Origin of the sequence: Alkalicoccus urumqiensis (assembly GCF_002993335.1) — a bacterium.
In the GTDB taxonomy this organism is placed as follows: domain Bacteria; phylum Bacillota; class Bacilli; order Bacillales; family Salisediminibacteriaceae; genus Alkalicoccus; species Alkalicoccus urumqiensis.
Genome location: NZ_PVNS01000002.1, coordinates 283926 through 307572, shown reverse-complemented (window position 1 = coordinate 307572; position 23647 = coordinate 283926). Strand labels below are relative to the sequence as shown.

The window sequence follows — 23647 nt, the reverse complement described above, 5'->3', positions numbered from 1 at the left end:
TCACTCCTCTGCTGCGTTACTGGTATCTATTTTAGCGGAAAATGCCGTATTCTGCGAACCTTCCCGTTCTGCTATTCAGAAAAACCCGGTTTCAGAAGAGATGCAGGCGGAAAAAAACTGCCTTCCATAATGGAAGGCAGCCGTAATCTTATTCGTCCTCGTCATTTTCAGGCATCGTCCTGAGTGATACTGCGATAGGCAGATTGGACCCGGATGTATGCATAAGATCAAAAGTGAATTCGTCAGTGCCGGGCTCTACGTCGATTTCTTTTAAGAGCACAGATTCCGTTACCGGTGCAAGCGGAGGAGTCAGATAGGTCTGCCCGTCCATGTTAACAGCACCGGCGTAGGATCCGCCGCGCGGTGATAAGTAGACTCCTACCGTTTTCGTATCCTCCGTGTCGTTGGCGAGAGGAACTGTCACATGATACTCCGCTCCGAAATGTCCTGGATTAATATGGGCATTCATCGGATCATAGCTCGTGCTGCTGACATAAAAATGATCGGTATTCCGGTTGGAAAGAGAGTAGCTGACGTTCTCATCCCCGGCGTAATAGTCCGGCAGCGTGACGCTGAGATCGGACTGTGCCCAGCTTCCTCTTGCGTGGGAACCGTCATGCTTTACGGGGCTTCCTTTTAATTCCGTCAGCTCGGTATCACCGGTCGCCGCCGTCGTGCGGATCGTATAATCCACCGGCCGCTGGCGGTTCAGTGCCATCACGGAAAAGTCGTTCATGTAGCCGAGCATTTCCCCGCCGCGGGCAGTAAACCGAACGATCTGCTTCGTTTCACCGGGCTCTACACGTATTTTTGAGATGGACTGCATTGTATCGTTCATCGTCCGGCCTGCAAGTTCCAGGCCGATATCATACAGTGGCCAGTTTCTCGCACTCCGGCTGGAAATACGTTTGGCATCATATACCTCAAGTGGGTGCGCCGACGTGTTCTCAATGGTAACAGCAAAACGCATCATGCTGTCGGTACGGTTGTGATGATGGCCATACACACGATGTTCCTGAATTCCGGTAAGACCGCTCACGCCGTCATGCCAGAGAACCGTGCCGTCTGCTGCATCCCGTTCATAAATGGATTCCGGACTGTTGCTCGTTAACAGACGGCGCTCACCGGTAAGGGAGGACCCTTCGACATTTGTCGGTACCGGAATCCGGTAGTCCGATTTATCAAGTGACGTCGTCTGGTATACGGTGATACCGGTCGAAAACGACAGTTTTTTCTCAGAGGCTGTCCAGCGGACCGTTCCTTCTACCGCCGAGGCAAAGTCGGAAGCTGCAATCAGCTTCGTTCCATCTTCTTCGACGAGCGGATAGGATTTATCATTCCAGCGCAGTTCGTTTCCAGAGAGTACCGGAGGCACATCCGAATCGATAAAGCTCACAAGCGGCTCTACAGGAACGTAGCTTCTGCCGCCTATCATATAAACCGTATCGATATTCTGCAGTTCAAACCGGTCAAATTCTACCAGAGACCCGGTAATCGGCCTGACTTCAGGCGGCTCGGGTTCCGGATTCTGAATATTTTTCGTGACGCGGACCGTTTTTTCCTGCTGGTTCCACGTCACGCGGTCACCAAGCGCCTCGGATACAAACCGGAGTGGAACCATCGTTGTATAAGCGTCAAGAAACGGAGCCCTTCTCAAAGTGACACGCTCGCCGTTCACGATAGCCGTATCCCGGCCGAGTGTCAGCAGGATATCGCGGTCTCCGCGTACAGAGGCGATTTCCTTCGTCTGCTGATTCCAGTATACATCCGCATCCAGAGCCTGGAAGACAGCGCGCATCGGTACGAGCGTCGTACCCTGCTCAATTCTTGCGGGCACTGCTGGCTGCAGCTGTTCATTATCAATATACACGTCTACGTTGGATGCTTCCGCTTCTCCCGGCAGCAGTGTCAAGCAGGCTGCTGCGGCTGCGGAGAGCATCAGTGATTTTACTTTCACATATCTCCCTGCCTTTCTTATGTACAATCCTGCACTATCTTATCATAGTTTCTTATAAAACAACTGTTTGGGAAGTCCTATTTTTTCCAAAAATCACAAATCAGGCCGATGGTAACATCTTTTGTCCTCTTCACGGACACATCCGCTTCCCGGCCCCCGCTGCCAACACCGATAGAGGGGATGCCCGCACGCTTCAACGCTTCTACACCGGAAATGCTGTCTTCGATCCCGACGCTGTTTTCCGGCCGGCAGGAGACAGCTTCTGCGCCCTTGAGGAAAATGTCCGGATGCGGTTTCATCGCTTTCGTATCTGCTGCTGGTATTACCGCGTGGAAATGGTCTTTTAGTTTTAGTTTCTCAATTACTTCCAGAGCGTTCGAACTCGATGAACAGAGTACGCACGGAATGTCCCGATCGTTCAGCGTCTGGAGAAGCTCTTTCATTCCGGGAAGGATATCAGCCGCTGATAATTCCTGAATCAGTTCCTGATACCGTTTGTTTTTAATTTCTCCTAATTCTTCCGCTGTCCAAGGCGTATCCGGGTTCTCTGCGATCAGGAACTCCATCAGCTCCTTACGGCTCCTTCCCTGCCAGCGTTCATTATCTGCTTTGGAAAACGGCACGCCGGCAAGAGATGCTGCTTTTTTCGAAGCAGCATAATGAAGCGGTACAGTATTGGTTAACACCCCATCCAGATCAAAAAGTACAGCGTGCATGATTTCCCCTCCTTAATACACTTCGGATGTTACAGAAGCAGTATGGCCGTAATTGTGCCGATCGATCCGTATAAAATGGCAAACGGCATATTGCGTGCAGTAATCCGGTATGGATTCTGATGCGTGTTCATCGACGTCATCGTTACCGTTACTCCGTACGTACCGACCGTTGCGGTCGCAAGGGCACCGGAGACGAAAACGAGCGCAAAACTTAGTGGTTCCGCCTGCTCCATCAGCGGAGAAACTGCTTCAATCAGGACCGCGATCGTTGCAATTGGATGGATGCCGAACATACTCATTAACAGGTACGTCCCCTGCATCATAAACAGGACGATCCACGTCGAGGACTCCATGGCGAGAAACGGACGCTGAATAACGTCCAGCACCGGTGTTTCATTCAGCGTTGTTGAAAACACAGCGAGAGAAACGAACAAAAGAATAAAGTTCTGCATATGATTCGTCCGGTCCCTCCAGGTGAAGAAGCCGATCGTCAGAAAACGCCGGAACCGCTTCATGAAAAGCGACCAGATGACCGCAAACGGAAAAATCACGAGTGTAACCGTCAAAATGAAATCAAATCCGGTCACGTTGCCGATCACTACAATGGTTAACAGGAACAGCGTCAGCGCTGCAGTCAGAATCAGCACCGGTTTTACAACCGATGTATTTCCGGCCCGGGCTTCAGGCGGTGGATCATAAGGAAGATGACGGTACCGGATTTTCCCGATCATCATGTCGAGAAACAATGTCAGAAAGGAAATGAGCATGAGCCATGGGAGCATCGTAAAATACCCGACGCCGGTGGAATCGACGCTGATGGCAATAAGGATTTCCATCGGGCTCCAGCAGAGCGCCACGGCAAATGCACGGAGCGTCGTTTCCGAAATAAATGACTGCTGAAGCTTCTGATTCATCTGTTTCAGGTTCGTTTTCAAAACCGACTGGGACAGACTCAGCGCGGACAGATTAATAAAGGTGACAAGAATGTAGGAGGCAGCCGACGCACGCTGATACAGGCTTCCGAGATTGGGTGTATTCCCTGAAAGAAGCTGATTGATCTTTCTGTCGTACCCGCCTGCGCGGACGACACTGTTCATCCATGGAAGCATAAACAAAAGACCAAGCAGCGACAGATTTTCAGTCGGGTACAGAAATACATCGGTCTGCCACAGATCATACGTAAACAAAAGCACGATAGCTGTACCGTTAAACACGAGTGCGAGAATCCGGAAGAGCATCGATGCCCCCTGGATGGATAAGAGAAGGAGAAGCAGTGTCAGCCCGGCTGTGATATAATGAAGGGCGTCTATTGGAACAAAAATGGTAATCAAATAGAGGGCGATAACGGTTGTAAATAAGAGATAAAGTCTGGATGTAATCATTGCGTTTTCGACCTCCTGTCGGCTGAAAGGAACGTTGTCTTATGCGTATAGCTGTCACGGGGTGGGCTGCTTACACAGCCTCCCTTTTGTATATTATCGATTCATCGATCTCCGTTCAGCTTGAGCTGGTTTATGGGACGATCTGTATGCTGCTGCTTCTGTATGCACTGCCGAAGCTCGAGGGTGTGCAGCGTCTCGTTGTAGCTGGATTAACCGGAGGCGCCGTCCTTTTATTTTTCTCAGCAGGAGAAGCGCCTCCGTCAGCCGTCTCGGCCTTTGGAACAAATGCAGGCATCATGGCATTGTTTTTATTTATTCCTGCCGCCGGCGCGTACCTGAGTGCGGCAGGCGCTTTTTCGGAGCTGGAAAAATGGATCGCTCTGCGTTCGCAGGAGAAATCCCACACGTACAGAACGGTTTTTCTTCTCATGATCGGTATCGGATTCATTCTGAATTTCGGTGCCATGGCCGTCATCCGGCGCATGGCTCTCGAGAGTATGCAGCAGTTTTATGAGCAGAAAATGACGATCCATCTGATGCGGGGCTTTGCCTGCTGCATGCTGTGGAGTCCGTATTTTGTAAACGTCGGTCTCGTCCTGTCTTTATTTGAAGTCTCCTGGGTATCGTTTGGTCTGTACGGCATGTTTTTCGGTCTTCTTCTTGCCGGACTCGCGGCTCTGTTTCTGCCGGGGCTTCACATTTCCAAAGATACCTACCACCCTGTAAAAGATCATATTACAGGGAAAGGAACGCTGCTGCCACTGCTCCGCTTCGGCACAGTCTTTCTATTGACGACTTTTATTCTGTATTCTGTACTCGACATGCCAATGCTCCCGCTAGTTGCCGCCCTAGGTCTCCTGGTGCCCTTTATCTTCATGTTCTTTCATCCGGGGAAACGCCGTGACTTTTACACCGGTCGTGCCAAAGCTGCCTCCACTTCATTTGAACGTCTGCGGACAGAGCTTTCCGTGTTTATTGCTGCGGGGGTTTTCGGTACAGCGCTGCAGGTATCCGGAGCCGGAGGAGCCGCAGCCGATATGCTGTTTGCTGCCGGAGGCGGATCGATTTTATTTTTCTCTGTACTGATTATGGTGGTGACGACCGCAGCTGCGTTCATCGGCATCCATCCGATCGTCATGATTATCGGAATCGGCAGCTCCATTCAGCCGGAAGTGCTCGGCGTTTCCGACGCGTATGCCGCCATGCTTTTGTTAATCAGCTGGACATGTGCGACACAGGTGTCGCCGTTTTCCGGTCAGGTACTAATGACATCCGGTCTGAGCGGCATGAAGCCGATGACGATCGTCCGGAAAAATGCCGCGTTCGTTTTATCCGCTGCTGTTCTGCTCTTTATCAGCCTTCAAGCAGTCCGCTATGTGGGACTACTGTAGAAAAACGGACGATATGTATACGTAACAAAGGACCGCTGGAAGCGTCAGAGCTCTCCCAGCGGCCCTTTTTACATGGCACCTGCGTTATGTTACTGCGCCTTTTCGACCAGTTCGTATTCCGTATGGCGCAGCACCGTACGAGGTTTTGCACCGTCACTGTCACGCTTTTCAAGTTCAATGGAAATAGAGTTTGTATACGGAGAAATTACTTTGGCAAGCTCCCCTTTGTACTCTCCAGCCGTAACCAGAACCTGATCTCCCGACTGAACATCAATTTCCTGCTGTTCTTCAGACATAATCCCGGATCTCCTTTCGTAGAAACCATTCTTTAGGCATAATACCGAAAACCCTCTGCAAAATCAATCTAAAACTATTATGTCCGTGAACTGGAAATCGTCATGGTATCCAGATTCAGCTTTGCGCCTGTCTTCAGAAGGAAATCAAGCCCGATAATGCCCGCTTCTTCGATGTTCTCTGACACGACAGGAAAGTCGCTCACTTTGAGCGGTCCGATGCTCATTGTTTCGATTTCGCCCTTTGGAAACAGCGTCTGATTGACGGACGTCACTTCCTTTGTAGTATCCAGAATCATTGGATAGGAAACATAGGATCCTTCCGTTTTCAGCCGGACTTCCGCATACAGTTTACCGTTTCGTTTCTCAATCGTCTTCATGTGATTCACCCGCCTTTTCTTCGTATCACCGCTATTATACACGCGGAGGGCGTGTAAAAACTACTTTATTTTCATCTTTATTCCAGGACAGTGATGCAGAAAACGTCTCCTTGTCTTTCTGGAATCCGTCAATCAGGGAGGTCGAACCGTCCTGCAGCAGCCGCTTCACTTCTGCTGCCGGAATCTTTCTGCCGAGAATGGTTTTCGAAAGTGTAAAGCGGCAGTTATTTGATTTGTAACCGGCACAGCCATAAAAGGAATCCATGCTCAGAATGCTCTTTCCACATGACGGGCACGTACCGACTGCACGCTTCTTCTTCGGAGCTCCTTTTCTACTTCCGGCTTTTCTCCCCGGGAGGGCGCCTACATCCACCTGCCACTGCGGGGAAGCCTGTTTCGCCTCTTCTACGATCGAAGCTGCAAGCTTTCTCGCCTGCTCGAGAAATGCACCCGCTCCTTTCTCTCCGGAGCCGATCTCATGAAGTCTTTTTTCCCACTGGGCGGTCATTTCAGCAGATCCCAGAATCGTATGGGAAACCGCATCGTAAAGTACTTCTGCTTTCGGTTCCGCATAGACGAGGTTTTTTTCGACTGAAATATACTGCCGGTCCTTCAGTGTGGTTATAATGCCCGCTCTCGTCGCCTCCGTGCCGAGGCCCTCTGTACTTTTAAGTACCGAAGCAAGTTCGGGATCCAATTCTTTTCCGCACGTTTTCATCAGCTGAATCAAATCACCTTCACTGTAGCGTTTCGGCGCCTTCGTCTGCTTTTTTTCGACGTTAAGCGCCGCTTCACACGGCATACCTTTTTCCAGACCCGCAGGGAGTACCGGTTCTTTCTTGTCTTTTCCCGGTGGGAGTACTGTTTTCCAGCCGGCAGAGACCCAGGCTGTTGCTTTCGTCAGAAACGAGCCTCCGGCAGAAGCTGTAATAACCGTCGTGTCCTCAGCTTCCGCTGCCGGATAATGGGCTGCAATCAGACGCTTTATCACCATCTCATAAATCCTTGCTTCATCCGCAGGAAGATGTTCCGGGTTTTTAATTGTCTCCGTCGGAATAATCGCGTAGTGATCTTTCACTTTTGCTTCATTGACATACCGCTTATTCCCGCTGATGGATGGTACCGGCGCCGGCAGAACGTCACGGAACGCACTTATGGCTCCAAGCTTCTTTAATATGTCAGGAAACAGCGAGGCTTCTTCCTTTGTCACATGCTGGGAGTCTGTTCTCGGATACGTCAAAAGCCCTTTTGTATACAGCTTCTGCGCTGTATCGAGCGTTTTCTTCGGAGAGAAAGAGAATGCCCGGTTTGCCTGGGACTGAAGGGTGGAGAGGGAAAAAAGCATCGGCGGTGGAACGCTCCGTTTCTTTTTCACCAATGACTGAATTTGAAAGGATTCGTTGTTCAGCTCCTCCAGACGCGCTGCACTTTCTTCTTCTGTATCAAATTTCTTCGGTTCTTTTCCGTCGATAAGAACCCCTTTATACGTACCTTTGTCCGTCGAAAATCGGCCGTGGATTTCCCAGTAATCAACGGGCTTGAACGAGCTGATTTCCCGGTCGCGTTTTACGATCATACATAGTGTGGGTGTCTGCACTCTGCCGATGGAAAAGACGTCACCTGCGCCGTGCTGCTGCATGAGCAGTGTGTAGGCACGGGAGGCATTCATTCCAATGAGCCAGTCCGCGTAGGCTCTTCCGCACGCTTCCTGAAACAGCGGTGCTGTCTCCTCCGCATGAAGGAGGTTCCGAAAACCATTTTCCACTGCCTGAGGCGTAAGGGATGAAATCCAGAGGCGTTTCATCGGCTTATGGACACCGGTTTCCCGGATAATGAGCCGGATGATGGCCTCGCCTTCCCGTTCCGCATCTCCTGCGTGGATGAATTCTTTCACTTTCGAGTCTCTGGCAAAGCGCTGAATCACCTGGTATTCACGCCGGCGCTTCACACGGTACTGAAACCGTTCCGGTATCATGGGAAGCGTGTCGAGTGTCCACCGTTTCCACTCTCCGTGGTAAACTTCCGGCGGCACCGGTTCCAGGAGGTGTCCGAGCGCCCAGACAACAACTGCCCCGTTTGGAAAAACGGGACAGGCATCAATCTGAATATGATCTTTTTCCATTCTGCCGGCAAACGGCGCAGCCAGCTTTTTCGCCTGATCCGGCTTTTCTGCGATAATCAACTGCATAACATCCGTCCTTTCCCTATAGAGGAACGTCTGTTTCCATTATAGCCGGACTCCGAAATGTTTTCAATCCTGAATCAGAAATGTTCCGCCGCTCTCCTGACGTACTTTTCCTTCTTTCATCAGTTTACCGAGGGCGCGCTTAAACGCGGCCTTGCTCATTTGAAACTGCGCCTCAATTTCTGCAGGCGTGGATTTATCGGTAAATGGCATTTTTCCACCGCGCTTCTGCAGCACTTCCATAATTTTTTCCGCATCTTCCTGCTGGCGCACGGTCCGGACAGGTTTCATCGTAACATTAATCGTTCCGTCTTCTTTCACATCGATCACCCGGACATGGAGATGCTGACCGAGTCTTGGTGCAAATTCCTGTTCCGCAGTATGAAGAAACGCACGGACGCCCTCCGTCGTAATCATAACGGCTCCGCCTTCATTAAATCCGTACACGTTTCCTGCAACGTCATGGCCGAGAAGTGAGCGCTCTGCACGGTCCCGTTCGGAAAGCACCATATCTTCACGGATCGGCATCGCTTTCAGTCTGCCTGCGCGGTCGTGGTCCAGTGTGACAAACAGCTTGTCCCCCCGCTTAGGCCACTGCTCTTTTTCCTCCGGAAGATCGTCTTTGGAGACGAGAATATCCTTCGGAAGACCGATGTCGACAAACACACCGGCGTTAACCGCATCCGTTACTTGAGCCCAGTCGTAGGAGGTGGTCGTTACTTCCGGATGTTTCATGGAAACTGCCAGGCTGCCGTTCTTGGCTTCATATAAAAAGACATCCACCGTATTTCCGACAGGTCCTGTCGTTTCTTCCTCTTTTAAAATGACGGACTCATCATCAATCTTCAGATGGAATCCGCTCCTTGTCATTTTGATGACGTCTGCTGTGACGATTCGTCCTGTAAAATCTCTTCGGTTCATGCTATCTTCTCCTTTTTTTGTTTCCATACAAAAAGGGCGCTCAAAAGCTCTGTTTGAGTCACCCTCAGTAAGAAGCCGGTCAAATTAATAAATTAAATAAATCTTCATCTTTGTTGATCTCGATATACGAGAATCCTTTGTTATCCATCCGCTCGATCAGGGAATCGTAGTCCTCCTGATACTTCAGCTCAATGCCGCAGAGAACCGGCCCTTTATCACGGTTGTTCTTTTTCGTATACTCAAACCGTGTAATATCATCATCCGGACCGAGGACATCGATTAGAAATTCGCGCAGTGCACCGGCGCGCTGTGGGAAATTAACGATGAAATAGTGTTTCAGACCGCGATAGATCATCGAGCGTTCCTTCACTTCCTGCATCCGGTCAATATCGTTGTTTCCACCGCTCAGAACAACGACGACCGTCTTCCCTTTAATTTCTTCTCTGTACTGCTCCAGGGCAGACACAGGAAGTGCCCCGGCCGGTTCGGCGACGATGGCATTTTCATTGTAAAGATCCAGCATCGTGGAACAGACCTGTCCTTCTTCGACAAGCGTAATATCGTCGATCACCGTGCGGGCAATTTCAAACGACGTATCCCCCACCCGTTTAACGGAGGCGCCGTCGACGAATTTGTCCACTTTGGCAAGCGGGGTTACTTCCCCATTAGCAATGGATGTTTTCATGCTCGGTGCGCCGGCCGGTTCCACGCCGATCATTTTGGACTGCGGCGAAATCTCCTTAAAGTAGGATCCGACTCCGGAGATGAGTCCCCCTCCGCCGATACTCATAAATACGTGGGAAACGGGCACATCGATATCCTCCAGAATTTCCATACCGACCGTTCCCTGGCCGGCAATTGTGCGGACGTCATCAAAAGGATGAATGAAGCTCATTCCTTCTTCATCACAGGCCTTTACAGCTTCTCCATAGGCATCATCAAATGTGTCGCCGGTCAAAATAACATCGACAAACGGCTCTCCAAAAAATTCCACACGGGACACCTTCTGCCGCGGCGTCGTCGATGGCATAAAGATTTTCCCCCTCACGCCGAGTGCTTTGCAGGAGTAAGCAACTCCCTGGGCGTGGTTTCCGGCACTTGCACAGACGACACCCCGCTGCAGATCCTGGTCTGTCAGACTCTGCATCAGATTGTAGGCGCCGCGGAGCTTAAATGAGCGGACCACCTGCAGATCCTCGCGCTTTAAATAGACATCCGCATCGTATTTTTCCGACAGGATGGCATCGCGCTGAAGCGGGGTTTTGACGACAACATCTTTTAACGCCTGGTGGGCAAGAAGAATATCTTTCACAAACACTGCTTTTGATTCTGTCCTTTCCATTCGTGAAAACTCCTCTGCGTACGTTTATTACAACATCTTATCACATCCGGCACGTCTGAAACCACCTGCAGATACGTGATTTCTGTGAAAAGTCTGTTACCCGTAAATTTTAGTCAAGCGGCCACCCTTTTTCCTTTAATGCAGCGCCGGCTTCTTCAAATGTATCTGCCTCATGAAACGATTTCCCCTCCGCCTTCAATATGTCCGGCAGACGGTCTCTGGCAAACAGAAGATCTGTCTCCCCGGCAGCGAGCGCATCCGGGCCGCTGTCGCCGAAGTAGCACGTCTTTTTATGAAACGATGCCGCCGCGCGGACAGCAAGCTTTTTGTCTATACCATACCGCTCCGAGTAAAACGGCGCATCCGGATCCTGAAACAGCTGGATCTGCTGATCCCGGAATTCAGCCCGGTTTGCATAGACCGCTTCCGGATGAAGACCGTGCATCTCACAGAACAGTTGAATATAAACATCCGCTCCGGCACTGACGATGTACCAGGGAATCCCTTCTGCCTCCAATTTTTTTAAAAAGGGGATGGCCGTCTCATCATAAGGAATCTCCTTTACCCACTGTTCAAGCGGTGCCGGCCGGTTTTTCATCTGCAGGAACGCTTTCGTAAGAAAATCAACATCCTGCATCCCGCCGTTCTGCCAGTGGTGGTATTCCTTCTCCCCCTCCGGCCAGCACGTATGAATCACCATCCAGTAAAAATCCTCCCGCGTCAGTGTACCGTCAAAGTCCGTGATGAATGCGTAATCTGCCAAAACTGCGCCCTCCGTTCCTGTCTCTTTTTCACTCAGTATAACAGAAAAGCACCGACCCGGAGAGTCAGTGCTTCTCTGCTGCTACACGCTGATACAGCTCCCTCATCGTATAGATGCCTTCCTGTTTCACTTTATCGAGACCGCATTCCCAGAGATGCATCGTCATTTTCGCATCGTTTAATGCGTGGTGTCTCGTCCCCCGCGGGAGGTTTAATTGATCGAGGCAGTCATCCAGCGAATGGACACCTTTCGTCTCGGGGATAAAATGGGTTAGAAACGATGTGTCGAGAAGGCGGTGTTCAAACTTCATGCGGAACAGTGTCCACAGGCTGTGATCCATAAAAGCCCGTTCGTGGGCCGCATGGTGTGCTACGAGCGTCGTCCCCTGGATGAACGACAGAAAATCAGTGAGCACCTGCTCTGCAGGCGGCGCTTCTTTCAGTTCTTCTTCGGTAATGCCGGTGAGTGTACGCACTTCCTCCGGCACCGGGCTTTCTGAATACACCGGTGAATAAAATTCCTCCCCTGTTTTTTTCACAGCCCCGATGGATAAAATCGTATCCCCTTTCCGAGGGGCAAAACCGGTTGTCTCCAGATCAAACACGACGACCGGGACGTCCTCAAGCGGGAGATCCAGGTGCTTCTGCCGTTTTTCGGCCCGCTGAAGTCTTCTGGCATAAGCGATCGTTTTCGGGTCACGGGAGCCTTTCGTATCGTAAGTGCCTCTGCCGGCAAGGGAGCCGAGCTGCTTCATCCATCTGTCTACGACATTCATGATGACGAAGTCCTTTCTTTAGAGGAGTAGTGGGAACGGACCTCCTGAATGAGCCGTTTCCCATCCTTCATCCACCGCTTCACATCCTCTTTTTCCTTTGCGCTCAGGCTGTTTATTTTAATCTGATGAATACTATCGTACGAGGAAGCCGTTTTCGTTTTCTCATGACGAAAAGCAAGCGCTTCTTCAAAAGAAGCAGCAGCATGTTTCATAAATGGGATGACAGGTTCAAGTGCTTTCATTCTTGAGAGTGTCGGCGCCTCTGTCACCTCTTCAAAATACGCAGCTGTACGCGCAGCATTAACGAACGGAAATAAGATCGACGTTTTGAAATTGACTTCCCCCCGGTTATCCGTCAGAATCTGGCCGAATACATTCCGCCGCTTCTTTCGAAAACCGGTATTTTCCATAATTTTTTCCGGAATGTGAGGAAGATCGTTTGTCGTCGCAAACATCGTCTCCTTCAACTCAGAAGCAGCCTCTGACTGTCCGAAAAGCACCCTGGAATCGAACAGAATGAGTACATACCGGATCGATTCCCAGTCCCCTTTGTGAAGCCAGTCCTGAATCTGACTGTGCATGCCGGTAAGGGTCGTATTCCATCTCGGCTCCTCCGCCATAACTTTCCCTTCACACCGTTCATACCCTGCTTGTTCCATCAAATCCGTAAAACGCTCCCCGAGCGCACGGAAAAACGATGCGTGCTCCGTTCCACCTTCGAAAACGATAGCATGATCCTGGTCGCTGAATACGGCCTGTTCCCGTCTTCCGGTGCTGCCCATGACAAGCACGTGAAAGCGGGCAGGGCAATTACCCTGCTCGCTTTCCACCTGTGACAGTGCCTGTTCGACTATTTTTTTCATCCGCTCATCGTGCAGTTCATTCAGTTCATCCGGCGTCCGGCATTCAGAAAACCGCTCCGCGGATAACTCGTTTTCAAGAAACGAAATATCTTGAGAGGATGTGTTTCTCATAATCAGGCTCCTGTCTTTTCATTTTTTGCTGCGGCAGCCTCCGGCATGTTCTCCGGATAGCCGTAGCTTCCGTGTTCACTCATATCGAGACCGACAAGCTCTTCCTCTTCAGAAACACGCAGTCCGCCGAGCACTTTGTCGAGTACTTTCAGGATAACAAAGGATACGACAAACGCATAGATACCGCCGGATGCAACACCGAGGAACTGTACGCCCAGCTGTGTGAATCCACCGCCGTAAAATAGTCCGGCGAGGCCTCCGTTCATTTCAGCAAGCTCCGGAGTTGCAAAGAACCCTGTGGAAAGCGTACCCCAGATACCGGCCATACCGTGAACAGACAGGGCGAAGATTGGATCATCAATTTTCGCTTTTTCAAAGAATACCATACTGAAGTGTACGAGGAACCCGGCAACCACACCGATGATTACCGCTGCCCACGGCGCTACGAAAGCGGTGGAAGCTGTAATGGCTACCAGACCGGCAAGCGCACCGTTCAGCATTGTTGGAATATCGTTTTTCCCGGTCATGGCAGATACGATCAGCATCGCCGCTACGGCGCCGGCTGCTGCAGCAAGCTGTGTCGTCAGTGCCACGTAGCCGAAGAATGCTCCTTCAACTCCGAATGTAGACGCTCCGTTAAAGCCGAACCAGCCTACCCAGAGGACGAGAACACCGAGTGCTGTATATACCTGGTTGTGGCCTGCGATATCGTTGGCAGAACCGTCATTGTTGAATTTACCGATACGCGGCTTCAGAATGAGCGTCGCTGCAAGTGCGGCAGCAGCACCCGTCAAGTGAACGACTGTCGATCCGGCAAAGTCCTGCTTTCCAAGACCCGCAAGCCAGCCGTCGCCGCCCCAGATCCAGTGTGCAACGACCGGATAGATGACTGCAGAGAACAGAACCGCGAAGATAACGTAAGCGGAAAGCTTCGCACGCTCTGCAAAGCCACCAAAAGCAATTGTCAGGGAGATCGCTGCGAAAGCGAGCTGGAAGATAAAGTCCACCGACCCTGCAAGGCCTTCTCCGTCAAAAGCATAGTCTCCATAAAAGAAGTCGCTCATTCCGATAAATCCATTACCTTCCCCGTAAATAAATCCGAACCCGACAGCCCAGAATACAAGAGACGCGATTCCTACAGTAAAGATTGTCTTACCGGCGATGTGGCCGGCGTTTTTCATCCTGGTCGACCCGGCTTCCAGAAGAATGAACCCTCCCTGCATCAGTAGGACTAGAACAAACCCGATAATAACCCATAAGTTATCCATAAGTGCCATTTCCATGTGTGCTTCACTCTCCTAAGAATTTTTGCTGTCAGCTTATGTGCCAACTGCTATGACCCTTAGTATACCGGCTGAATTTTCTGAAACAATTACTCTGTAAGGTTATCTGTCAGACTATTTCTTCACACAGAACGGGGCCTTTCTGCTCAGGCGGCGGCGCTGCGCCAATGTAAACGCATTCAATGATTTCGACTATTCAGATAATTTAATAGCATTTATATTGCTTCTCAGTCAGAAAGTAGCTGGACGAACCCTTACCCGGGACCGCTCTTCTCCCCTCTTCTTAAATATGGTATGTTAGATTTTGACTACTGCATATCCGGTCATTGTCAGAAAGGAGGATTCCGTTGATCAAAGAGATTTTTATGCTCCGCAGCATCGGCTGCCTGAGCATTGTTCTTCTGCACAGCATTCATATCGGAATCGAATCGATGACGATCCGGGAGATGGGCGAGCTTTCCGCGTTGTTTTTTGATTCTATTCAAATGATTCTTTATTACGGAACACCGATGTTTATATTCATTTCCGAATTTTTAATTGCCTATTCGTATAAAAACCGGGAGCTCCCATCCCATTTTTTAAAAAAACGTCTACGTTACATATTGATTCCCTTTTATATTATGGGAGTGTTTTACGCCATCCCATTTTTTGCAGACGGAATCGGGGCCGGATTTGCAAAAATAGGACTGAATCTGTTTATCGGCGATTACCACGGCTATTTTATACTCATTATCTTTCAATTTTATCTATTTCATTTGTGGTTCCACCGCAGACTGCGAAAATGGAAACCGTGGATTGTCCTGACGGTGACATTCATCATCAATGCCGGCTACTTAATGGTCTTTAACTTCACCCCGCCGCCGGAAAGCCTGCCTTTTGGAGAGTATATCTGGGAGCGGTTTTACTGGCTGCCGATGTTCGGATGGATTTTTTACTTTACCGTCGGATTTTATGCGGGCACGTATTATGAAAATTTCCGCGCGTTTATTCAAAAATACCATCACTGGTTTATCGCCGGTCCGGTTTTTACAAGTGCAGCGCTGCTTATTTTATTTCATACCGGATTGATTGAGGTCCACAGCTCGAAGCGGACAGACATTCTCATTCACACGCTCGTATGCAGCTTCTTTCTTTTCTATATCACTTCCCGATTAAAAGAGCTGCCGCCGTTCCTGGAATTTATCAGCCGGTACTCATTCGGCATCTACCTGCTTCATTACTTCTATATCTTTCTGCTCGATTTCTTTTTCCGGCTGCAGCCTGTGCCGATCGGTTTCACGTATATACTGATCCTGTTCTTTTTCAGCCTCGGCGCTTCCATTCTGACCATCCAATGGGTGAACAAATGGAAATACGGCTACATGATCATCGGACAGATCGGGAAACCTTACCAGAAGCAGCCTTCAGAGTAAGTATCAAAAGTTCAGAGGCCCGATGAAGCGAAAAGAGCCCCTCACCGGTATTGGTGGGGGGCTCAGGTTTTTGGCACCTCGGAATAAGAAGCCGGGCTGTTCAGCTGAACGCTGTTAGAGCAGGATAGAGACGAATTCTTTCGGCAGAGTGAACTCTACCGCATCGCTTTCTGGCTCACTGCGACTGTCTGGCATCCAGAATCAGCTGGAGCAGCTGCAGACGCTGCAGTTCGTTGACAGAGCTTCTCGTCAGCTGAAACGCCAGTCTGTTGGAGTCCACGCGGTGGACAAAGACGAGATCAAGCTCCGGAATTATATCGATGGACTGACCGTACCGGCCGACTGCAGAATACATGTCAAGATCTGCAAACGGCCCGTCTGAAGCCGTCCACCAGAGATAACCGTAGTCCATCACATTGTTGGATGGAACATCCTTCTGCGGCTTCGTACTCTCCTCCACCCACCATTCCGGAACAATCTGTCTGCCGTCCCACCTTCCTTCCTGCAGGTACAGCTGGCCGAACCTTGCCATATCCCTCGCCGACATTTGAAACAAATACGATGGATGACGGGAGCGGCGGTTTTCGTATTTATAGTTCATGTCTGCCGGATCCAGGTCTTCCATGCCTATTGGCTGTGCAATTTTTTCGAAAAAATCTTCAAACAGGTCCGATTCGGTCTGTTCATTATAAATGGTCCCGAGCACATTAAAATCCCAGTTGTTATAGTAATAATTTTCTCCCGGAAGAAAACTGCCGCGTCCCGGTCTTGCCACCCTCATCCCAATAGATTCTTCCCCGGCAGGAAGGTAGACACCGGAGCTCGATGTCATTAAATGGCGGAGTTCTGCCTGGCGTTCAATCGTTGTAAGCGGCGGCTGATCATCGATACCGAATTCGACAAGCGTTTGATTCAGGTGCATCGTCCCCTGCTCGAGCTCTATTCCGTACAGTGCAGAAAGAAGGCTCTTGCGGACAGAATGGGCGTTGGTGCTCTTGGAGACATCCCCCCATTCAAACAAGACTCTTCCCCGGTAAATGACCATTGCTGCTGTGGAGTTCAACGATTCGTAGTAGGCTCTTGCCTGATCCAGCGCCTGCGGATTAAAGCCCGCATCCTCCAGCGAAGAATGACGCGGCCAGCTGGATTCCTCGCCTGCTTCTATACTGTAATATGTATACATAAATAACCCCACCAATCCGGTTATGATGATGAGCAGTGCGCCGATCAACTTGTTATACAATGGCTATCAGCCTCCGCGTACCTGCAGATTCTCTGCTACCAATATAGCAGAACGAGAAGCCTCCCGCCATCTTGACGTGCAGTTGGAAAGCTGGTAAGTTGATGAAGATTATATAAGAAGCTATGAACGCGGTGGCACTCTACCGCCGGAGCATCTTCTGGAGAGACTGCACAAGCAGCGCCGAAGGATTCACAATCTCAGGCAGCCGGACAGAAGACGAGTTCCCGCATAGGTTCCGTCTATGCGGTTTTTTTATTTTGTTACTTAATTAATTGAAAAGAAAGAAGGAATATCATGAGCAGAAACCGTGCAGTAGTCAGTGTCGTCGGCAAAGATAAAGTAGGCATCATTTCCTCGGTCACTACGTCCCTTGCTGACCAGAACGTCAATATTCTCGATATTTCCCAGACGATTCTGCAGGACTTTTTTACAATGATGATGCTGATCGAGCTTCCGGAGGACCGTCCTCAGGAAGACATTGAAAAGGCGCTTCAGCAGACAGCGGAAACCATCGGCGTAAAAATCGACATCCAGCGGGAAGAACTTTTCCAGTCCATGCACCGCATCTAAAAAGGAGCGAATGACAATGAGTTTAGCATTCCAGGAAATACAGGAAACCATCCGCATGATTCAGATGGAAAAGCTGGATATCCGAACGGTAACAATGGGTATCAGCCTCCACGACTGCATTGATCCGGATCAGGAGGCCATGCGCCGCCGGGTTTATGAAAAGATTACCGGTGCAGCAGCTGAGCTGAAAAAAACAGCGGATAAAACAGCAGATGAGTATGGCATCCCCATCGTCAATAAACGGATTTCGATCACCCCCGCTGCAGAACTGCTCGGCCACAGCTCGGTGGATGATGCGGTCAAGCTCGCTCATACACTCGATCAGGCAGCAGAAGCACTCGGCGTTGATTTTATCGGCGGCTTTTCGGCCATGATTCATAAAGGGGAAACAAAGGGCGACCGCGTCCTGATGGATGCGCTCCCCCGCGCCCTGTCAGAAACACAGCGGGTGTGCGGATCTGTATCAACGGCATCTACGAAAAGCGGAATTAACATGGATGGTGTCCGCCGTCTAGGATCTATTATTAAAGAAGCATCTGAACGAACAGCAGATCAGGACGGTCTGGCGTGCGCCAAGTTTGTTGTCTTCTGCAACCCGGCCGAAGACAATCCTTTTATGGCAGGTGCATTTCACGGGACCGGTGAGCAGGAAGTGGTCCTGAATGTCGGCGTCAGCGGACCCGGAGTCGTGCTGCATGCACTCAGACGCTATCCGGATGCAGACCTTGGTGAGGTAGCTGACGTCATCAAGCGGACCGCCTTTAAAATCACACGCGCAGGAGAGCTGATCGGCCGTGAAGTAGCCTCACGCCTGAACGTTCCGTTCGGTATAATGGATCTGTCTCTCGCACCGACCAATGCCATGAATGACTCCGTAGCAGAAATACTGGAGGAAATCGGGCTGGAGCGGGTCGGAACACACGGTACGATCGCTGCACTGGCACTGATGAATGACGCTGTGAAAAAAGGCGGCGCCATGGCCAGTTCCTACGTCGGCGGATTGTCCGGAGCATTCATCCCAGTTTCGGAAGATAACGGAATGATTAAAGGGATTGAAGATAATTCGCTCACGCTTTCGAAGCTGGAAGCGATGACGTGTGTGTGCTCCGTCGGCCTCGATATGATTGCAGTCAACGGCGATACGCCGGCCGATTCGATCGCAGGCATGATCGCAGATGAAATGGCGATCGGCATGATCAATAAAAAAACGACTGCGGTGCGGGTCATTCCGGTACCGGGACGGAGTGAAGGCGACATGGTGGAATTCGGCGGCCTTCTCGGCCGTGCTCCGGTCATGGGAATGAACCCATACAGCTCCAGCAGAATGATGGAGCGCGGAGGCAGAATTCCAGCGCCGCTTCAATCATTGATTAATTAACGGCAAGCCCTTGACAAAAGTCAGACAATTATCAATAATAGAGTCACTTTCCCGTACAGAAGATCAGTAGGCTCCCCTCCCCTGCCAGAGATTCCGCCCATGAGCTGAGAAGGCGGATCAGAACGGAGCAGCCGAACCTGCTTTACAGCGTACGGAACGGATTCCGCCGTTATCCGGATTAAAGTGGACTGCGTATGCGGTCAACGAAGGTGGTACCGCGGCGGGCTTGCGCTCTTCGTCCTTTTCTTGAGGATGAAGAGCGCATTTTTTGTATCTTCCGCCTCCAAATGATACAGATTAACCGGTGGAGTGGATGGAGGAACACAGGATTCGATATTTCCTTCTATACTGAATAAAGTGGGGTTACGCATATGAAACAGCGGATAGTGATTAAAATTGGGAGCAGTTCTTTGACGGAGGCGGATGGCACTCTCTCCCCTTTGAAACTGGCCAAGTTCTGCCATGCCTTTCAGGAAGCTGTCAAAAGCGGTCATGAACTGATCGTTGTCTCTTCCGGTTCGGTGGCTGCAGGGTTCCGGGAGATCGGCTATCACTCCCGTCCGGAAACGATCCAGGGCAAGCAGGCAGCTGCAGCTGTCGGGCAGAGTCTTCTCATGCAGCATTACCGTTTCTCTCTGCAGCAGTACGGGGTAACTGCTGCACAGCTTCTGCTGACAAGGCATGATTTTCAAAACGGGGAGCATTACCAGAATGTAACTGCCGTTCTGGAAGAGCTGCTCCGCCGGGGGATTCTGCCGATTATTAACGAAAACGACTCCACGGCCGTCGACGAGCTTACATTCGGGGACAATGATATGCTCTCCGCACTTATTGCCGGAGCTGTTCATGCCGATACGCTTATTTTAATGACCGATGTAGACGGTATTTATTCCGCCAATCCGGCAGTGGACCCGGAAGCCGTTAAATATGAAACACTCTCCCACCTTCCGCCGTCTTTATTTAAAAACGCAGACGGATCTACTTCCGGCCTCGGAACAGGTGGTATGCGCTCCAAGCTGCGTGCCGCCCAGGCAGCTCAGGAAATGGGCGCTCGTGTCTTCGTCGGCACGTACAATGAAAAAGAGCCGATCACTGCTGTCGCAGAGGGATCCGGACGCTCCGGAACGTATATACATCCGCAGCGCTCCGGACAGATGAAAACTCAAAAGCAGTGGATTGCCTACCATGCTGCACCAAAAGGACGGGTGCTCGTTGATGACGGAGCGGAGGAAGCACTGTTAAAACACGGCAGAAGCCTTCTCCTGGTCGGTGTGAGTCAAATGGACGGGCACTTCCAGGAGAGTGATGTCGTCGATGTGTACAATCAGGATGGCGTGCTGATCGGAAAAGGAAGAGCTGCGGAAGCCGCTTCCCGCTTACGGGAAAAAGCAGGCATCTCCCCTTCGCCGCTCGTCATCCACCGGGATCACTGGGTCCGTCTTGCTGATTCTCAAGCCAGAAAGGAGCATACAGAACATGAGTGAAGTTCTTGAAAAAGGAAAAAAAGCGAAATTAGCAGCCCGGAGGCTGACATCCTATTCAGAAGCAGACCGGCAGGAAGCGTTACATGCGATTGCCGCTGCCCTGCTTGATGAGAAACAGCGGATTCTGGAAGCGAATGAAGCCGATGTATCTGCTGCTGTAGAGTCCGGGATGCCGGAGTCGCTCATCGACCGCCTGAAACTGACGGAGGAGCGTCTTCTCCATATTGCTGAAGCCTGTAAAGCCGTGGCTTCTCTTCCGAATCCGCTGAGTTCCGACCCTAGGAGCTGGGAACGGCCGAATGGACTCGTTATCAGTGAATGGAAAGTACCGCTCGGCGTTGTCGGAGTGATCTATGAAGCACGGCCGAACGTCACCGTCGACATTTCCGCTCTCGCGTTAAAGACAGGAAATGCTGTGCTGCTGCGCGGTTCGTCCAGCACGATTCACTCCAACAAACAAATCGTCGATGTTATTCGAAAAGCAGCCGCAGGAGCCGGTTATCCGGAGGATGCGGTGCAGCTTATTGAAAACACGGACCGCTCCCTCACGAATGAATTGTTTCAGGCCCGTGGTCTCGTCGATGTACTCATTCCAAGAGGCAGTAAAAAGCTCATTGACACGGTCGTCGAAAAATCTCTCGTTCCGGTCATTGAAACCGGTGCCGGCAACTGTCATATGTATATTGATGCGCAGGCAGATGTACGCCTTGCTAGAACGCTTGCCGTCGATGCGAAAGTGCAGCGTCCTTCTGTCTGCAATGCCATTGAAAACCTCGTCATCCACCGTGAATGGGCGATGTCCCACCTTTCCTCGGTTATCAATGACATGGAACTGCACGGTGTTACGGTAACCGGCTGTGAAACTGCCTGCCGGATGGATGCACGGATTCAGCCGGCCTCACCGGAAGATTTTGAGCAGGAATTCAACGATTTGAAAATCACCGTCAAAATTGCAGAAGACATTTACGAAGCACTCGATCACATCAGTACGTACACAACGAACCATTCCGAAGCAATCATTACACCCGACCAGGCACATGCCGATTTATTTTTTGAACGTATCGACGCAGCTGCCCTTTACCATAACGCCTCCACGCGGTTTACCGACGGCGAAGAATTCGGCTACGGTGCCGAAGTCGGTATCAGCACACAGAAGCTTCACGCTCGGGGGCCGATGGGGCTTGATGCGCTGACGACATGGAAATATATCCTGCAGGGAAATGGACAGCAGAAAGGCTCACTTCCACTCTCTGAAGAAAAGTAAGATGATATTCATCCGCTCCTGTGCTATACTAGGACAGATGTAATCTAAACAAGACAGGAGCGTTTTATTGAATGAACGTACGAGAAGATTTACGCAACATTGCTATTATCGCCCACGTAGACCACGGAAAGACGACACTGGTGGACGAGCTGCTTAAGCAGTCAGGTACTTTTGGAGACCACGAACAGGTTGCTGAGCGGGCAATGGACAACAATGATATAGAGAAAGAACGCGGAATAACGATTCTTGCAAAAAATACCGCAGTCAAGTTCGAAGAAAAGCGGATCAACATTCTCGACACTCCCGGACACGCTGATTTCGGTGGTGAAGTGGAACGAATCCTGAAAATGGTGGACGGTGTATTACTCGTTGTCGATGCGTTTGAAGGCTGCATGCCGCAGACACGCTTCGTGCTGAAAAAGGCACTCGAACAGAAGCTGACGCCGGTTGTCGTGCTGAATAAAATTGACCGGCCGATGGCACGTCCCGACGAAGTCGTCGATGAAGTACTCGATCTGTTCATCGAACTTGATGCAGATGAAGACCAGCTTGACTTCCCTGTCGTTTATGCTTCCGCGATCAACGGAACAGCAAGTAATGACCCGGAAAAGCAGGATGAGAACATGAATGTTCTGTTTAAGTCCATTATCGAAAATGTTCCGGCGCCGAAAGATACGCGCGAAGAGCCGGCTCAGTTTCAGGTGACGATGCTTGACTACAATGAATACCTCGGCCGTATTGGTATCGGCCGCGTTTTCCGTGGAACACTGAACGTCGGAGACCAGGCGGTACTCATCAAGCGCGACGGAACGCAGAAATCATTCCGCATTACGAAAATGTTCGGTTTCTTCGGTCTGAAAAAAGAAGAAATTCAGACAGCGGAATCCGGTGATCTGGTCGCACTATCCGGTATCGAAGACATCATGGTCGGCGATACAATCTGCCCTCCGGACCATCCGGAGCAGATGGAACTTGTCCGTATTGACGAACCGACGCTCCAGATGAAGTTTCTCGTTAATAACAGTCCGTTTGCCGGCCGCGAAGGCGATCACGTCACGAGCCGCAAAATTGAAGCACGTCTTCTGACTCAAGTGGAAACTGACGTCAGTCTCCGCGTGGAACCTACCTCGTCTCCGGACGCATGGACTGTTTCCGGACGCGGCGAACTGCACCTTTCCATCCTTATTGAAAACCTGCGCCGCGAAGGATATGAGCTTCAGGTTTCCAAGCCGGAAGTTATCGTCAAAGAAATTGACGGCGTAAAGTGTGAGCCATTCGAAAGCGTCCAGGTGGATGTACCTGAAGACTACACGGGCTCAGTCATGGAATCTCTCGGAGAAAGAAAAGGCGAAATGCTGAACATGATTAATAAAGGAGACGGACAGGTGCGGCTGGAATTTCTCGTTCCTTCCCGCGGACTGATCGGCTACTCCACGGAATTTATGTCTCAGACAAAGGGATATGGCATCATTAATCATTCCTTTGACAGTTACCGCCCGAGAGCACAGGGCTTTGTCGGCGGCCGTCGTCAGGGTGTTCTCGTTTCCATGGAAGCCGGTAAGACAACCGGGTACGGCATGCTTCAGATTGAAGACCGCGGTACGCTCTTCCTTGAAGCCGGTACGGAAATTTACGAAGGAATGATTGTCGGCGAGCACAACCGCGACAATGACCTGACAGTCAACATTACGAAAATGAAGCAGCAGACCAACATCCGATCGGCAACGAAAGACCAGACCGTTACGATGAAGCGCCCGCGTATTCTTACGCTGGAAGAAGCGCTCGAATTCCTGAATGACGATGAGTACTGCGAAGTCACTCCGGAATCGATCCGCCTCCGCAAAAAAGTACTCGATAAGAGTACACGTGAGCGCGAAGAAAAACGACGCAAGCTTGCTGCGAAAGACAGCTGATCCACGAAAAGTCACCACATC

General features: G+C 50.7%; 20 protein-coding genes and 1 riboswitch. Of the genes, 7 read left to right on the top strand and 13 right to left on the bottom strand.

The window, feature by feature from the left end; all coding sequences use genetic code 11:
* Positions 1-148: 148 nt before the first annotated feature.
* The 3 genes from C6I21_RS03270 to C6I21_RS03260 all read right to left on the bottom strand — a co-directional run bounded on the left by C6I21_RS03270 (position 149) and on the right by C6I21_RS03260 (position 4055).
* Positions 149-1957, bottom strand: coding sequence for a copper amine oxidase N-terminal domain-containing protein (locus C6I21_RS03270; RefSeq protein WP_105957994.1), 1809 nt, complete (start codon positions 1955-1957; stop codon positions 149-151).
* A 77-nt stretch (positions 1958-2034) separates the two neighbouring features.
* Positions 2035-2673: an HAD-IA family hydrolase gene (locus C6I21_RS03265; protein ID WP_105957993.1), complete on the bottom strand. Its 639-nt coding sequence runs from the start codon at positions 2671-2673 to the stop codon at positions 2035-2037.
* Positions 2674-2702: 29 nt separating this feature from the next.
* Positions 2703-4055, bottom strand: coding sequence for a hypothetical protein (locus C6I21_RS03260; protein ID WP_105957992.1), 1353 nt, complete (start codon positions 4053-4055; stop codon positions 2703-2705).
* A gap of 41 nt (positions 4056-4096) precedes the next feature.
* On the opposite strand from C6I21_RS03260, the gene C6I21_RS03255 reads away from it, so the two are divergent.
* Positions 4097-5446, top strand: a complete 1350-nt coding sequence (locus C6I21_RS03255; RefSeq protein ID WP_105957991.1) for a hypothetical protein — start codon at positions 4097-4099, stop codon at positions 5444-5446.
* Positions 5447-5535: 89 nt separating this feature from the next.
* On the opposite strand, the gene C6I21_RS03250 is transcribed toward C6I21_RS03255, so the two are convergent.
* The 9 genes from C6I21_RS03250 to C6I21_RS03210 form a co-directional block, all read right to left on the bottom strand.
* Positions 5536-5742, bottom strand: a complete 207-nt coding sequence (locus C6I21_RS03250) for a KOW motif-containing protein (protein ID WP_105957990.1) — start codon at positions 5740-5742, stop codon at positions 5536-5538.
* Between the two features lie 77 nt (positions 5743-5819).
* Positions 5820-6119, bottom strand: a complete 300-nt coding sequence (locus C6I21_RS03245; RefSeq protein WP_105957989.1) for a pepsin/retropepsin-like aspartic protease family protein — start codon at positions 6117-6119, stop codon at positions 5820-5822.
* A 34-nt stretch (positions 6120-6153) separates the two neighbouring features.
* Entirely contained in the window at positions 6154-8307 is a 2154-nt protein-coding gene (locus C6I21_RS03240) for a type IA DNA topoisomerase (RefSeq protein WP_105957988.1), read from the bottom strand.
* Between the two features lie 63 nt (positions 8308-8370).
* Positions 8371-9225, bottom strand: coding sequence for a CvfB family protein (locus C6I21_RS03235; protein ID WP_181186065.1), 855 nt, complete (start codon positions 9223-9225; stop codon positions 8371-8373).
* Between the two features lie 79 nt (positions 9226-9304).
* Positions 9305-10567 carry a threonine ammonia-lyase IlvA gene (ilvA, locus tag C6I21_RS03230; protein ID WP_105957986.1) on the bottom strand — a complete coding sequence of 421 codons (1263 nt, stop codon included), beginning with the start codon at positions 10565-10567 and terminating at the stop codon, positions 9305-9307.
* A gap of 109 nt (positions 10568-10676) precedes the next feature.
* A complete protein-coding gene (locus tag C6I21_RS03225; protein WP_181186064.1) occupies positions 10677-11330 on the bottom strand; it encodes an MtnX-like HAD-IB family phosphatase in 654 nt (217 codons plus the stop codon).
* A 64-nt stretch (positions 11331-11394) separates the two neighbouring features.
* Positions 11395-12105, bottom strand: coding sequence for an exonuclease domain-containing protein (locus C6I21_RS03220; protein WP_105957984.1), 711 nt, complete (start codon positions 12103-12105; stop codon positions 11395-11397).
* The gene (locus tag C6I21_RS03215; protein WP_105957983.1) at positions 12102-13079 is read right to left on the bottom strand and encodes a DUF294 nucleotidyltransferase-like domain-containing protein; all 978 of its coding nucleotides are present in this window, start codon (positions 13077-13079) and stop codon (positions 12102-12104) included. Before C6I21_RS03215 ends, C6I21_RS03220 begins: the two co-directional genes overlap by 4 nt.
* 2 nt (positions 13080-13081) lie before the next feature.
* A complete protein-coding gene (locus C6I21_RS03210) occupies positions 13082-14362 on the bottom strand; it encodes an ammonium transporter (RefSeq protein ID WP_105957982.1) in 1281 nt (426 codons plus the stop codon).
* Positions 14363-14709: 347 nt separating this feature from the next.
* On the opposite strand from C6I21_RS03210, the gene C6I21_RS03205 reads away from it, so the two are divergent.
* Positions 14710-15774: an acyltransferase family protein gene (locus tag C6I21_RS03205; RefSeq protein ID WP_105957981.1), complete on the top strand. Its 1065-nt coding sequence runs from the start codon at positions 14710-14712 to the stop codon at positions 15772-15774.
* A gap of 175 nt (positions 15775-15949) precedes the next feature.
* On the opposite strand, the gene C6I21_RS03200 is transcribed toward C6I21_RS03205, so the two are convergent.
* The gene (locus tag C6I21_RS03200; protein ID WP_105957980.1) at positions 15950-17017 is read right to left on the bottom strand and encodes a serine hydrolase domain-containing protein; all 1068 of its coding nucleotides are present in this window, start codon (positions 17015-17017) and stop codon (positions 15950-15952) included.
* A 147-nt stretch (positions 17018-17164) separates the two neighbouring features.
* Positions 17165-17240, top strand: a riboswitch (glycine riboswitch).
* A gap of 71 nt (positions 17241-17311) precedes the next feature.
* On the opposite strand from C6I21_RS03200, the gene C6I21_RS03195 reads away from it, so the two are divergent.
* The 5 genes from C6I21_RS03195 (at position 17312) to typA (ending at position 23626) form a co-directional block, all read left to right on the top strand.
* Positions 17312-17587, top strand: coding sequence for an ACT domain-containing protein (locus C6I21_RS03195; protein ID WP_105957979.1), 276 nt, complete (start codon positions 17312-17314; stop codon positions 17585-17587).
* A 16-nt stretch (positions 17588-17603) separates the two neighbouring features.
* On the top strand, positions 17604-18965 hold the full coding sequence (locus C6I21_RS03190) for a PFL family protein (RefSeq protein ID WP_105957978.1): 1362 nt from the start codon (positions 17604-17606) through the stop codon (positions 18963-18965).
* 371 nt (positions 18966-19336) lie between these two features.
* Positions 19337-20449, top strand: coding sequence for a glutamate 5-kinase (proB, locus tag C6I21_RS03185; protein ID WP_105957977.1), 1113 nt, complete (start codon positions 19337-19339; stop codon positions 20447-20449).
* Positions 20442-21713: a glutamate-5-semialdehyde dehydrogenase gene (locus C6I21_RS03180; RefSeq protein WP_105957976.1), complete on the top strand. Its 1272-nt coding sequence runs from the start codon at positions 20442-20444 to the stop codon at positions 21711-21713. Before proB ends, C6I21_RS03180 begins: the two co-directional genes overlap by 8 nt.
* 71 nt (positions 21714-21784) lie before the next feature.
* Positions 21785-23626, top strand: coding sequence for a translational GTPase TypA (gene typA / locus C6I21_RS03175; protein ID WP_105957975.1), 1842 nt, complete (start codon positions 21785-21787; stop codon positions 23624-23626).
* Positions 23627-23647 lie beyond the last annotated feature (21 nt).